Origin of the sequence: Breoghania sp. (assembly GCF_030066895.1) — a bacterium.
Lineage (GTDB): Bacteria > Pseudomonadota > Alphaproteobacteria > Rhizobiales > Stappiaceae > Breoghania.
Genome location: NZ_JASJAV010000011.1, coordinates 1 through 14,014 on the forward strand (window position 1 = coordinate 1; position 14,014 = coordinate 14,014).

General features: G+C 62.3%; 7 protein-coding genes and 3 pseudogenes. 3 read left to right on the forward strand and 7 right to left on the reverse strand.

What is annotated here, in order from left to right:
* Positions 1-242: 242 nt before the first annotated feature.
* The 3 pseudogenes from QNJ43_RS12200 to QNJ43_RS12210 all read left to right on the forward strand — a co-directional run.
* Positions 243-2,024: pseudogene (locus tag QNJ43_RS12200) on the forward strand (N-acetylglutaminylglutamine amidotransferase).
* Between the two features lie 151 nt (positions 2,025-2,175).
* Positions 2,176-3,818, forward strand: a pseudogene (ngg, locus tag QNJ43_RS12205) (N-acetylglutaminylglutamine synthetase).
* Between the two features lie 304 nt (positions 3,819-4,122).
* A pseudogene (locus tag QNJ43_RS12210) lies at positions 4,123-5,280 on the forward strand (osmoprotectant NAGGN system M42 family peptidase); the annotation flags it as partial.
* Between the two features lie 266 nt (positions 5,281-5,546).
* Here the strand turns inward: QNJ43_RS12210 and QNJ43_RS12215 are convergent.
* The 7 genes from QNJ43_RS12215 to QNJ43_RS12245 form a co-directional block, all read right to left on the reverse strand.
* Positions 5,547-5,942: a hypothetical protein gene (locus tag QNJ43_RS12215; RefSeq protein ID WP_300470373.1), complete on the reverse strand. Its 396-nt coding sequence runs from the start codon at positions 5,940-5,942 to the stop codon at positions 5,547-5,549.
* Positions 5,943-5,974: 32 nt separating this feature from the next.
* Positions 5,975-6,610 carry a DUF2336 domain-containing protein gene (locus QNJ43_RS12220; protein ID WP_300470375.1) on the reverse strand — a complete coding sequence of 212 codons (636 nt, stop codon included), beginning with the start codon at positions 6,608-6,610 and terminating at the stop codon, positions 5,975-5,977.
* A gap of 115 nt (positions 6,611-6,725) precedes the next feature.
* Positions 6,726-6,860 carry a hypothetical protein gene (locus QNJ43_RS12225; RefSeq protein ID WP_300470377.1) on the reverse strand — a complete coding sequence of 45 codons (135 nt, stop codon included), beginning with the start codon at positions 6,858-6,860 and terminating at the stop codon, positions 6,726-6,728.
* A 293-nt stretch (positions 6,861-7,153) separates the two neighbouring features.
* On the reverse strand, positions 7,154-7,753 hold the full coding sequence (locus QNJ43_RS12230) for an NAD(P)H-dependent oxidoreductase (RefSeq protein WP_300470379.1): 600 nt from the start codon (positions 7,751-7,753) through the stop codon (positions 7,154-7,156).
* A 387-nt stretch (positions 7,754-8,140) separates the two neighbouring features.
* On the reverse strand, positions 8,141-11,860 hold the full coding sequence (gene metH / locus QNJ43_RS12235; protein ID WP_300470381.1) for a methionine synthase: 3,720 nt from the start codon (positions 11,858-11,860) through the stop codon (positions 8,141-8,143).
* 16 nt (positions 11,861-11,876) lie between these two features.
* Positions 11,877-12,791 (reverse strand): methylenetetrahydrofolate reductase [NAD(P)H], encoded by a 915-nt coding sequence (gene metF / locus QNJ43_RS12240; protein WP_300470383.1) that lies wholly within the window; start codon positions 12,789-12,791, stop codon positions 11,877-11,879.
* A gap of 1 nt (position 12,792) precedes the next feature.
* Positions 12,793-13,821, reverse strand: a complete 1,029-nt coding sequence (locus tag QNJ43_RS12245) for a metalloregulator ArsR/SmtB family transcription factor (protein WP_300470385.1) — start codon at positions 13,819-13,821, stop codon at positions 12,793-12,795.
* Between the last annotated feature and the right edge of the window lie 193 nt (positions 13,822-14,014).

Consider the following 14,014-nt stretch of genomic DNA (forward strand, 5'->3'; position numbering starts at 1 on the left):
CGCACAATGCGGCGAATGGCCTTGAACATGCGTGCCGCTTCGTCAAGCGTATCGGTTAGACTTGACCCTGCGGGATCATTACGCAGACCTTTGGAGGCGCGCGTATCCTCGGAGGAGCGCAGGTCTCGAGAGGTCGGATTGCGGGACGTCGTCACGGTAAAATTCCATATATCGTTTGAACTCTAATCGATATGCCTCTAACTATATCGCGTCAAACGAAATCGAGAGATGCCTGATCAACCATGTGCGGTATTTGCGGCGAGATTCACTTCGACGGTGCCCCGGCCTCCGCGGCCCGGCTGGAACGAATGACGGATGCCATGGCCTCGCTCGGGCCGAACGGTGCCAGCGTCGTGACGCGGGGTCCGGTGGGGCTCGGACACCGCCGTCTGAAGATTATCGATCTGTCGGAAAAGGCGGCCCAGCCCTTTGTCGATACCGCACTGGGTCTGACCATCGCCTTCAACGGCTGCATCTACAATTACCAGGAGCTGAAGGCCGAGCTTGAGGCCAAGGGCCACGTCTTCGCCTCCACCGGCGATACGGAAGTGATCCTGAAGGCTGGGCCCAGTGGGGCCCGGGTGCGGTGCCGAAGCTCCAGGGCATGTTCGCCTTCGCCATCCACGAGCGCGAGAGCGGCCGGGTGTCGCTGGTGCGCGACCGTTTCGGCATCAAGCCGCTCTATCTGGCGGAGAAGGGCAAGACCCTGCGCTTTGCCTCCACCCTGCCCGCACTGCTGGCAGCGGACGATGTGGACACCGACATCGATCCCACAGCCCTTCACCATTACATGACGTGGCACGCGGTCGTTCCCGCCCCGCGCACCATCCTGAAGGGCGTGCGCAAGCTGCCCACCGCCACGATCCGCGTGATCGAGCCGGACGGCACGTCGCGCGATCACACCTACTGGGAACCGACCTTCGTGCGCTCCGACGAAGACATGCGTCGATCGGCCGAGGAATGGCGCGACATGGTGCTGGATGCGCTGCGCCTGTCCGTCGACCGCCGCATGGTCGCCGACGTGCCGATCGGCGTGCTTTTGTCGGGCGGCGTGGACAGCTCCATGATCGTCGATCGTCGGCCTTCTGGCGGAGGCCGGACAGAAGGGGCTGACCACCTTCTCCATCGGATTTGAGGAAGCGCATGGCGAGAAGGGCGACGAGTTCGTCTATTCCGATCTCATCGCCAAGCACTACGGCACCGAGCACAACAAGATCTTCATCAAGTCCGACGAGATGATGGAGAACCTGCCGAAGGCGATTGCAGCCATGTCAGAGCCGATGGTCTCCTACGACAATATCGGCTTCTTCCTGCTGTCGCGCGAGGTCTCCAAGCACATCAAGGTGGTGCAGTCGGGTCAGGGGGCGGACGAGGTCTTCGGCGGCTATCACTGGTATCCGCCGCTGGCCGGTTCCATCGATCCGGTCGCCGATTATGCGGGCGCCTTCTTCGACCGTACCCACGAGCGACTTGCCCGCTACCTCCAGCCGCACGTGATGGCGAACCGCGACGAAAGCCTCGCCTTCGTGGAGGAGCATTTCGCCCGTCCCGGCGCGGACGATCCGGTCGACAAGGCGCTTCGGCTCGACACCAACCTCATGCTGGTGGATGACCCGGTCAAGCGCGTCGACAACATGACGATGGCCTGGGGGCTTGAGGCGCGGGTGCCCTTCCTCGATCACGAGCTGGTGGAACTGGCGGGCCGCATCCCGGCGCAGTTCAAACTCGATCAGGGCGGCAAGGGTGTGCTGAAGGAAGCTGCGCGCAAGGTGATCCCCTCCGAGGTCATCGACCGGCCGAAGGGCTACTTCCCGGTACCCGCCCTGAAATACATTCAGGGGTCTTACCTGGAGATGGTGCGCGACGCGCTCACCAACGAGAAGGCGCGCTCGCGCGGGCTTTTCCAGCAGGGTTATCTGGATGATCTCTTCGCCAATCCGACCGAGCACATCACCCGTCTGCGAGGATCGGAACTGTGGCAGGTAGCCCTTCTGGAGATGTGGCTGCAGGCACAGGGGGTCTGAGCATGACGGAGCAGGAAAAGACCGCAGCGGCGCGCCAAGGCCTCCTACCTACGATCACAGGCTGCGCCGCATGCGCGACCAGGGTCTAAAACCTCCGCTGGAAACGACGGAGATGCGCAAGAACGCCTCCATCGATTGCGGCTGAGGTCGGCTGATCTTCGCCGAGACCTTCGACAACCCGGATGAACTCGCCGCCACCTTGCGCGATGAAGGGCCGGACCGGCGCGACATCGCCTTCTACCGTGCGCGATCCGCATGTGCTGCTGGCTTGCGCCCCGCAGGAACTTTTTCTCGACCCCTCTCATACTTTTACCGGGTCGATCTCTCCACCTACCGGCCCGCACGGCGCATTCACAAGGGCTTCCACATCCGTCGACTTGCCATCGAGCAGGATGCCCAGGCCGTCAACGTCATCTACCAGTCGCGCCGCATGGTGCAGGTTCCGCCGGAATTCTTCTGGTCCAAGCGCTCCGCCCAGACGATCACCGTTCTGGTGGTGGAAGATGCGGAAACCGACGAGATCATCGGCACGGTCTACGGCGTCGACCACCGCCATGCCTCCGGCGATCCTGCAACGGCTGCTCGCTGTGGTGTCTGACGGTCGCTCCGCAGGCGCACCACGGCGGCATCGGCGAGGCACTCGTGCGTCACACCTGATCGAGCAGTCCCAGGCGCGCGGCTGCGCCGATCTCGATCTCTCCGTGATGCACGACAACGACCAGGCCATCGCGCTTTACGAAAAGCTCGGTTTCGAGCGCGTGCCCTTCTTCACGGTCAAGCGCAAGAACCCGATCAACGAGAAGTTCTACGCCGGTCCCACCACCGAGGAGGATCTGAACCCCTACGCCCAGATCATCGTCAACGAAGCGCAGCGGCACGGCATCCATGTGGAGGTGACCGATGCCGAGGGCGGCTTCTTCCACCTGACCTATGGCGGCCCCTCCATCCATTGCCGCGAGGCGTTGTCGGAATTCACCACCGGTGTGGCGGTCTCCATCTGCGACGACAAGGCCGTGACGCGCCGGGTGGTCAGCCATGCGGGCGTTCAGGTCCCGGCCCAGATCGAGATCGGGCTGGATGAACCGCTGGATGCGGCCGATGCATTCCTCAAGGAACACGGATCGGTGGTCGTCAAACCGGCGCGTGGCGAACAGGGGCGCGGCGTTGCCATCGATCTCTCTCCACCGAGGAAGAGGTTCACGGTGCGATCGAGAGCGCGTGCAAGCTCTGCGACCAGGTTATTCTGGAGGAATTCGTCGAGGGCAACGACCTGCGTCTCCTCGTCATCGATTACCGGGTGGTGGCCGCCGCCATGCGCCGTCCGCCGCTGGTGGTGGGCGACGGGGTTTCCACGATTGCGGAGCTGATCGCCAAGCAGAGCCGTCATCGTCAGGCGGCGACGGGCAGGGAATCCACCATTCCGGTCGATGAGGAAGCCGAACGCTGCCTTGCGGCGGCCGGTCATTCGCTCGACGAGGTTCTGGCGGAAGGCACCGACGTGATCGTGCGCTGCTCCGCCAACCTGCACACAGGCGGCACCATTCATAATGTGACCGGCGCGTGCACCCGGCGCTGATAGAGGCCGTGGTGAATGCCGCGCGCGCCATCGAGATCCCGGTCACCGGCATCGACCTGATGGTGAAAAGCCCGCGTCTGGCCGACTATCGCTTCATCGAGGCGAACGAACGCCCGGGGCTGGCCAACCACGAGCTGCAGCCGACGGCGGAACGTTTCGTCGACCTGCTGTTCCCGCTATCAATCCCGCAGGCAAGCCGCGAGGCACGGAGGAAATAAGGAGAGCAGGGAAGAGGCGTGGGGGAAAGGATCTTCGAGTGGCCCATCCTTCGACACGGGCCCTAACGGCCCTCCTCAGGATGACGTTATCGTGTTGTTGGCTCCCCAAAAATGCGAGCGACACATTCAACCTCATCCTGAGGAGCGGTCGCAGACCGCGTCTCGAAGGATGGACCACCTGAAAGGTCACCGCCGAAGCGCCCCTCCCCGGACCCCGCGATGGGAGCGGCAAAAGCCACACCCTAGCCGAAGCAGGGCATCTGCCCCATCATGACGCTACAGGAATCAAAGGAACTGTACCGCCATGACGTTGCTCGCCGTCGATATGAACTATCTTGCCAAGTCGCTTCGCGATCTCCTGAAGATCCCGAGCCCGACCGGCTATACCGACGCCATCGCCCGCCATGTCTGTGAGGAACTGAGCCGCCTCGGCCTCGATTACGAGCTGACCCGGCACGGCGCGGTGCGCGCCGTCCTGCCCGACCGCAGCCGCCGCCTGGCGCGCGCCTTCGTCTCCCATGTCGACACGCTCGGCGCGCAGGTCAAATACCTGAAGGAAAACGGTCGGCTGGAACTGGTCCCGATCGGTCACTGGTCGGCCCAGTTCGCCGAAGGCGCACGCACGACGATCTTCACCGAACAAGGGCACCTATCGCAGCACCATCCTGCCCCCCCCCCCCCAAGGCCTCCGGCCATACCTTCAACGAGGAGGTGAACGAGGCCCCGATCGGCTGGAAGCACGTGGAGCTGCGTGTCGACGCGCCCTGGCGTGCAATGCCAACGACGTGGCGCATCTGGGGATCGATGTGGGCGATATCGTCGCCATCGACCCCCAGCCGAAATTCCTCGACAACGGCTTCCTCGTCTCCCGCCATCTCGACAACAAGGCGGGCGTCGCCATCATGCTGGCGGCCATCAAGGCGCTGGTGGATGCAGGCGAGAAGCCGCCGGTCGATATCTTCTGGATCTTCACCATCGCGGAGGAAGTCGGCCACGGGGCATCTTCGATCCTCACGCCCGACATCGCCTCGCTGATCGCCATCGACAACGGCACCACCGCGCCGGGATAGAATTCCGACGAGTTCGGCGCCACCATCTCCCTGGCGGACCAGAGAGGTCCTTTCGATTTCCACCTGACCCGCAAGCTGGTGCAGCTCTGCCGGGACAACGATATCCGCTACCAGAAGGACGTCTTCCGCATTACCGCTCGGATGCGGCCTCGGCGATCGAGGCGGGCGCGGATGTGCGCATGGCGCTGATCACCTTCGGCGTGGATGCCAGCCACGGCTACGAGCGCATTCACTTCCACGCCCTGCGCTCGCTGGTGGAACTGACCACCTGCTTCGCGCTGAGCCAAGTCGCCATACGCCGCGACGCCAAGGAGCACGCGGGCCTGAAGGGCTTCCCGCGCCAACCGATGAGCAAGGCCGAGCAGTACCTGACGCCGGAAGTCGACGAGCCGAAAGATGTGGAGTGGAATACGAGCACGAGGCGGACGAGTAGTGGCTCTGAAGCCTGCAGCCGATCCGTCGAGACGGCCTTGGGCCTCCTCAGGATGACGTTATCGTGGTGATAGTTCCACGCAAGGCGCCATCCAACACCGAGCCGCCGTCAAAGCCGGCAACACACACAGCGTCATCCTGAGGAGCGGTCGCAGACCGCGTCTCGGAGGATCGGCCGCGCGAATTGAGCGCAACCAACGTTGAAATGTGGGAACTGTGCTGAGGCCTACTCGGCCGCCCTGTGGCCGCCTGCGAGAATGCTGCGCGCCTTTTCCGGGCTCATTTCCTCGTAGCGCGCAAGGCTCTCCTGAGCCTGCTGACCGGTCAACCGCAGACGGCGGGAGCGCATGCGCACGATCTGGTTGAAGGCATCGGGCGAAAGCTTCAGCGCCCGGCACAACAGGATGAGCAGCGCATCGTCCCCCTTTAGCACAAGCCGGGTCGTCACCGTCTCGGCCACGTTGCCGATGCGCAAGAACAGCAGCGCGAGATAGACCGGCTTGTCGTTCTTGGCGAAGAAGACCGCGACCTCGTCGAGCGTCGCCTTGCCTTCCTTGACGGCGCTGATCGCGCTCTCGGTCTGCGTCTGGGAAGCGCCCAGTTCGCGAAGTTGCGCTTTCACTTCATCCTGCATGCATTGCGTCAGAAGCTGGGTCAGCCCCGGATGTCCGGCAATGCTGTCCAGCCGATCATGGATGTCGCACGCAGGAGCTGGATCAACCGGCGCGCCGGATCCGGTGGCAGATCGTGGCGGCGCACCAGCGCCTCCTGCAGTTCCTCGTCCTTGCGCGACTTGGCAACCAACGCGTCGAAACTGTCCTGCGAAAGCACAGTCGACCGATTGTCGGTGACCTTGCGCAAGACATCGTTCGTTCCGCGCCGGACCAGAATGTCGGTGATGGGCGTGGTCAGATTGAGGCAGGAGGCAAGAGCCTTGAGGTGAGGCTGAGGCTTGCGCTGTGCGAAATCGACCAGACTGTCGATCTCGAGCACCGGCGAGCCTTCCAGGATGTGACGGGCAATCTCGAGGATCTCGTCATCGGCCAGCCGCAACGCCAGCTCGCGCGGCAACAGCTTGTGATCGCCGACCCGCTCAGCCAGTTCAAGGTGAGCGGAATCCTCCAGTCGGTTGAAGAAGCCCAGCACGACGTTTCCGAAAACCTTCGCCAGGTCCTCAGCCTTGGATCCCTCCACGGCCAGGAATAGGTCGGTCAAGACGTCGATCAGGGCGTTGCGGTCAACCTCCTCGCCCTTTTCGATCATCACCGTCAAACCTTCAAGTGCCTGCATTCCCAATCCGTATCAGGTACATCGCCCGTCGCACTCATCCAAAAACCATCATGGTCGGTACCATGGAGCGCATGCCGGGGCCGGGTTCGGAGACTCGAAGATAAACCCAATGGCTTCAGGAAGGATTAACACCGATAAAGGTTTTTTCAGGCGCAATCCGCACGGCAAAATCGCCCGAAACCGGGCCTGCGACATTTTCTACAATGATTTGAATCCCGAAGCATATTGTCGTCGCGAGCACGGTTTCCAACGTCGTTGCTGCACAGCAGCATCATTTCTGCTTCTCAACGGTGTTTTCTATACCTACTCTTGGCTGTCGTAAGACGTCCGACAGGGAGGCTTTGAAATGACTCTCGACCGCAGTGTTGGTCTAATCATCGTATGCGCCGCGTTGACGTTCATCGTCGCAATTGTAATCGGCGTTCTTTAGTGGCCTGGAGAGTTCGTCTCAAATCGGAAATCGAGTTTCAGGAGTGCCCTCGGAGCGAGGGCGTTCCTTTTCATTTGATTGAAGCCGTCAGCTCACGCGTCCGCAGTGCGGTCTCAGGCGGTCTGCCGGAGCGCTTCCACGGTTTCCTCGATCAGATCGTGCGCGGCCTTCAAAACTTCCTCCGCCTTGAACAGCTGCTCGCCCGCGTTGATCACGGTCACGTCGTTCAAACCGATGACGCCCAGCACATGCCGCATGTAGCGGGTCGCGAGATCGACCTCGGAATCCACCGGCACGCCGCCCGATGTCACGATCAGATAGGCCTTCTTGCCCGTGAGCAGCCCTTCCTGCCCCGCTTCGGTGTAGCGGAACGTCTCGCGCGCCCGGCACACCAGATCGACCCACGCCTTGAGCGCTGCGGGAATGGCGAAATTGTAGATCGGCACGCCGATGACCACCGCATCGGCCGCGCGCAGCTCGCCGATCAGCGTATCCGACAGCGCCAGCGCCGCCTTGTGCTCGTCCGCATCGGTGAAGTTCGCGGAAATCCAGCTCTCGTTGACCACCGGCAGATCGACGGCAACGTCGCGGGAGATGACCTTGGTATCGCTGCGACGCGCCTTGACCGCATCAACGAAATGCTTGGTGAGGGCGCGGGAGATGGATCCCTCGCTGCGAGCGGAGGAATCAACTTTGAGAATCGTGAGAGACATTAGCTTCTTTTCCGTTTGACCCGCTTGGGACGGGCTTGGTTCAAACGACCAGTTTAGCTATTTCGCATCGCAACATAAGACCTCGTCCTTCGAACACAGCGTTCACACTGCCCTTTTGAACGAGGGAAGAAGGATGCCGATGAGAAGATGGAGGCAGAGGGAAGAGGTTGGAGGCTGGCAGGACGCTGCGGAATCTCCACCGTCATGGCCGGGCCTTGTCCGGGCACTCCAGCAGCAGCGGCAAATGCGGAAAGCGATGGATCTCCCGGATAAAGCCGTGGGATAACGACGGTGAGGGGATGATGTGCTCGGCACGCTCATCACAACGCGCCGACCGCATCGCAAACCGGGGAGGAAAGCGCGGCGCTCCCCTCCCCCTGATCTTGCCTACTCCGCCGCCTCGCGGGCATGCGGGTTGTAGTTGAGGATGGGCGCCAGCCAGCGCTCGGCCACGTCCAGATCCCAGCTCTTGCGAGCCGCATAGTCTTCCACCTGATCGCGCTCGATCTTGCCGATGCCGAAATAGCTGGCGCCGGGATGGGCGAAATAGAGCCCGGAGACGGACGATGCCGGCCACATGGCGTAACTCTCGGTGAGCTTGATCCCCGTCGCCGCTTCCGCGTCGAGAAGATCGAACACCTTCGCCTTTTCCGTGTGGTCGGGCTGGGCGGGATAGCCGGGCGCGGGACGGATGCCCTGGAACTGCTCGGCGATCAGCTCCTCGTTGGAGAGGTTCTCCTCCGGCGCATAGCCCCAGTATTCGGTGCGAACGCGCTGATGCAGACGTTCGGCGAACGCCTCCGCCAACCGGTCGGCCAGGGCCTGCGACAGGATCTTGGAATAGTCGTCATGCTTGTCAGCGTAGAACTTGGCAAGCTCCTCCTCGCCGAACCCGACCGAGACCGCGAACCCGCCGATATAATCGGCAACGCCCGCGTCCTTCGGCGCGATGAAATCGGCAAGCGCCAGGTTCTGACGCTTGCTGCCCGAGCGCATCATCTGCTGGCGCAGCGTATGCAGCGTGGCCCGCTGGCGCGAACGCTCTTCATCCTCGAAGAGCACGATGTCGTCGCCCTCGGCCTCGGCCGGCCAGAAGCCGACAACGGCCCGCGCCTTCAGAAGCTTCTTTTCGACGATCTCCTCCAGCATGCACTGGGCGTCGGCGAAGAGAGGGCGCGCGGCGGGACTGAACGTGTTGTCGGTCAGAATGCCCGGATAGGTCCCCTTCATCTCCCAGGACAGGAAGAACGGCGTCCAGTCAATGACCGGAACCAGATCCTCAAGCGGGTAGTCCTCAAGCACCTTGGTGCCGAGGAAGCTCGGCTTCACCGGGGTGTAGTCGGTGAAGTCGGGAACGAAGCGGTTCTCGCGCGCCGTGGCGATGGTGGCGCGCTGCTTGGAGCTCTGCCCACGCGCATGCGCCTCGGCGACCTTGGCGTAATCCTCGCGGATTTCCTTGTAGTAAGCGTCGCGCCCCTTGCCCATCAACCGCGAGCACACGCCCACGGCCCGGCTGGCATCGGTGACATAGATCGCCTGACCGTGCTCGTAATTCGGATGGATCTTCACCGCCGTATGAACACGGCTAGTCGTCGCCCCACCGATCAGCAGCGGCACGTCGAAGCCCTCGCGCTCCATTTCCGCCGCCACGTGACACATCTCGTCGAGCGACGGCGTGATGAGGCCCGACAGGCCGATCAGATCGACCTTTTCCTTCCTGGCCTCTTCCAGGATCTTCGCGGCAGGCACCATGACCCCGAGGTCAATCACCTCGAAGTTGTTGCACTGGAGCACGACGCCGACGATGTTCTTGCCGATGTCGTGGACATCGCCCTTCACCGTCGCCATCAGCACCTTGCCGGCGTTGGAGCGGTCGCCCTCCTGCTTCTCCGCCTCCATGAACGGCATCAGATAGGCCACGGCCTGCTTCATCACGCGGGCGGATTTCACCACCTGCGGCAGGAACATCTTACCCGCGCCGAAGAGATCGCCGACCACGTTCATCCCCGACATCAGCGGACCTTCGATGACGTGAAGCGGACGCTCGGCCTTCGCCCGCGCCTCTTCCGTATCGGCCTCCACATATTCGGTGATACCGTTGACGAGCGCATATTCCAGCCGCTTTTCGACCGGCTGCTCGCGCCAAGACAGATCGACCTCGCGGTGCTTACCGCCCTTGCCGCGATACTTCTCGGCAATCTCCAGCATGCGGTCGGTAGCATCGTTGCGACGGTTCAGAACCACGTCCTCACCGCGCTCGCGCAGCTCCGGATCGAGATCGTCATAGATGGCGAGCTGCCCCGCATTGACGATGCCCATGTCCATGCCCACGGCAATCGCATGGTAGAGGAAGATGGAGTGCATCGCCTCGCGCACCGGCTCGTTGCCGCGGAAGGAGAAGGATAGGTTCGACAACCCGCCCGAAATGTGCGCGTAAGGCAGGTTCTCGCGGATCCACTTGGTCGCTTCAATGAAATCGACGGCGTAGTTGTTGTGTTCCTCGATGCCTGTTGCGACGGCGAAGACGTTCGGATCGAAGATGATATCTTCCGGCGGGAAGCCCACCTCCTCCGTCAGGATCTTGTAGGACCGCTGGCAGATCTCGATCTTGCGTTGCTTCGTATCGGCCTGCCCCGTCTCGTCGAACGCCATGACGACCACCGCAGCCCCATAGGCGCGCGCCAGCCTGGCGTGATGGATGAAGGGCTCCACGCCCTCCTTCATCGAGATCGAGTTGACGATGCCCTTGCCTTGAATGCACTTCAGTCCCGCCTCGATGACCGACCACTTGGAACTGTCGATCATGATCGGCACGCGCGCGATATCGGGCTCGGCCGCGACCAGGTTCAGGAAGGTCACCATCGCCTGCTCGGAATCCAGCAGGCCCTCGTCCATGTTGACGTCGATGACCTGGGCGCCGTTTTCCACCTGATTGCGCGCAACATCGAGGGCGGCGGCGTAGTCGCCTTCCTTGATGAGCTTGCGGAAGCGTGCCGAACCGGTGACGTTGGTACGCTCGCCCACATTGACGAAGTTAACCTCTGGCGACAGCACGAAGGGCTCCAGCCCCGACAGGCGCATCTGGCGCGGGATCTCCGGCACCTTGCGGGGCTTGTGCGGAGCAACGGCCTCGACGATCGCCTTGATGTGATCCGGCGTCGTGCCGCAGCACCCACCGACCACGTTGACGAGACCGGAGGCGGCGAACTCGCCCAGCATCTCCGCCATCGCCTCGGGGCTCTCGTCATATTCGCCGAACTCGTTCGGCAGGCCCGCATTGGGATAGGCGCACACGAAAGCGGAAACATTGCGCGACAGCTCGTCGATATGGGCACGCATTTCCTTCGCACCCAGCGCACAGTTCAACCCGATGGTGAAGGGCTCGGCATGGCGCAGCGAATACCAGAAGGCCGTCGACGCCTGACCCGAAAGGGTGCGGCCCGACATGTCAGTGATGGTGCCGGAGATCATGACGGACAACCACTTACCCTTCTCCTCGAACACCTCCTCAAGCGCAAACAACGCCGCCTTGGCATTGAGCGTGTCGAAGATCGTCTCCACCAGGATCAGATCCGCGCCGCCGTCGACCAGTCCGCGCGCCGCCTCGCCATAGGCCTTGGCCAGATCATCGAAGCTCACGACCCGAAAGCCCGGATCGTTCACGTCCGGCGAGATGGAGGCGGTACAGTTGGTCGGGCCGATGCCGCCGGCGACGAAACGCGGACGGGAAGGATCCTCGCGCTCCATCCGGTCGCAGGCGGCCCGCGCCAGCTTCGCGCCCTCGAAATTCAGCTCGTAGGCCAGCTCCTCCATGCCGTAATCGGCCTGGGCGATGGTGGTGGAGGAAAAGGTATTGGTCTCCACGATATCCGCGCCGGCGGCGAGATACTGGCAGTGGATATGCTCGATATCCGCAGGCCGGGTGATGGAGAGCAGATCGTTGTTGCCCTTCAGATCATGCGGCCAGTCGGCAAAACGCTCGTCCCGAAAGTCCTCTTCCTCAAGCTTGAGCGCCTGGATCATCGTCCCCATCGCGCCGTCAAGCACGAGGATGCGCTCTTGCGCCAGCGCCTTCAGGCGCGACAGCGTCGGATTATCTTTTGCCATGCTAGATTACAACCGCTCAAGCGGCCTCCTGTTCGGGGGTCGTCGGGCGCAGACCGAGGATGTGACAGATCGCGAAAACCAGATCCGCCTTGTTCATCGTGTAGAAATGGAAATCCGTGATACCCCGGTCAACCAGGTCCATCACCTGCTCCGCAGCGACCGTCGCCGCCACGAGCTTGCGCGTCTCCGGGTCCTCGTCGAGCCCCTCGAAACGATGGGCGAGCCAGTCCGGCACGCTGGTTCCGGTCTTTTCCGAGAAGCTTGCAATCTGCTTGAAGGAATGGATCGGCACGATGCCCGGCAGGATCGGGATATTGATCCCCGCCGCCCACACACGCTCCAAATAAGATTCGAACAGGTCGTTGTCGAAGAAGAACTGGGTGATGCTGCGCGCCGCGCCCGCATCGACCTTACGCTTCAGATTGTCCAGTTCCACGCCCCAGTCAGCGCTTTCGGGATGGCGCTCCGGATAGGCGGCAACCGAGATGTCGAAATCGGCGATCTTCCTGATGCCGCCGACGAGATCGACCGCATTGACGTAGCCGTCCGGGTGCGGCTCGTAGGCCGTGCCGATACCGCCCACCGGATCCCCGCGCAGCGCCACGATGTTGCGCACGCCGACATTCCAGTAGGAACGGATGACCTCGTTCACTTCGTCGCGCGAGGCGTCGACGCAGGTCAGGTGCGCTGCGGGCTGAAGGCTGGTTTCCTTCAGAATACGCGCGACCGTGTTGTGCGTGCGCTCACGCGTGGAGCCGCTGGCACCGTAGGTCACAGAAACAAAACGCGGCGAAATCGGCGCAAGCTTGGTGATCGACTGCCACAATGCCTCCTCCATCTTCTCATTTTGAGGTGGGAAGAATTCGAAGGAGACTGCGATATCGTTTTCGCCGGTCAGCCGGGCTTGTCGTTCGTTGGCGTGTTCGATCATGTCAGGCGACTTCCTTGACAGGCTCGGCAGTGGCATCGCCGTAGGAGGCGGCATTCGGGTCACGGGCAAGCCAGAGGGTGACTGTCAGCGGATCTCCCGCATCCGCAGGCCGATCGGTCGGGGGCGAGAGGTCACGTACGGAAACAAGCTCAAGTCCGGCAGTCTCCAGCCAGCCGGCCATCTGCTCGTGCGAGAAACCGAGCCTGCGATGCGCATGGTCGGTTCTGAGGAATTCCAGTTCGTGCGGCGCGAAATCGACGACGAGCAATCGACCGCCGAGCTTCAGGGCCCGCGCCGCTTCTGCAATGGCACCAGGGGTATCCTCAAGATAGTGAAGCACCTGATGGAAGGTGACAACGTCGAACCGTTGTCCGGCCACGGGCAGCGAATAGATGTCGCCGTGGCGCACCTGTGCCGCATGCATGCCCGCCCGCTCGATATTGGCGCGGGCAACACGCAGCATGTCGTGGCTGGTATCGACGCCGAGGCCGCTATCATATAGATCGGAGAACAGCTCCAGGACACGCCCCGTGCCCGTCCCGAGGTCGAGCATCCGGCCGAAATGACCCTTGCCCAACGCCTCGCGCATGGCCTTTTCCACCGCATCCTCTGCAATGTAGAGCGTGCGAAGGCTGTCCCAGCTTTCCGCATGGGCGCGAAAGTAAGCGGCGGCCGCTTCCGCATGGGCGCGCTTGATCGCCTGGAGGCGTTCACGGTCGCGCTCGACCATCGAGTCGGAAGTATCGAGCCGCGACAGCAGCGCCTCGATTAGACCGCCCTGGGCATTGTCGGCGAGCCGGTAATAGACCCACGACCCTTCGGGAAAACGCTGCACGAGCCCGGCTTCGGTGAGAAGCTTCAGATGTCGCGAAATACGCGGCTGGCTCTGACCGAGAATGGTCGTTGCATCCTTCACGGTCAGTTCGCTCTGTGTCAGCAGCGCAAGCAAACGCACCCGCGTCGCCTCGCCGGCGGCACGCAGCCCGTTCAGAAGATCGTCAAGCGACAGGGTCAGGTCTCGGGAAACCATCAATCCATTCCATAGGTGGATATAGAGATATCTTTATACCTGATGTCGATCTCGTTGCAAGGGTGAATAGGTGCCCAAACGGCAAGTGCGGCCTGCACAGGCGCGAGCGGGGTGCGAGAATCCCGGAATTCCGACAAGGCGCTCAAGCGTTGAGGAAAATATTTTTCAGGAAAAAATGTTGCGACGGCAGCGC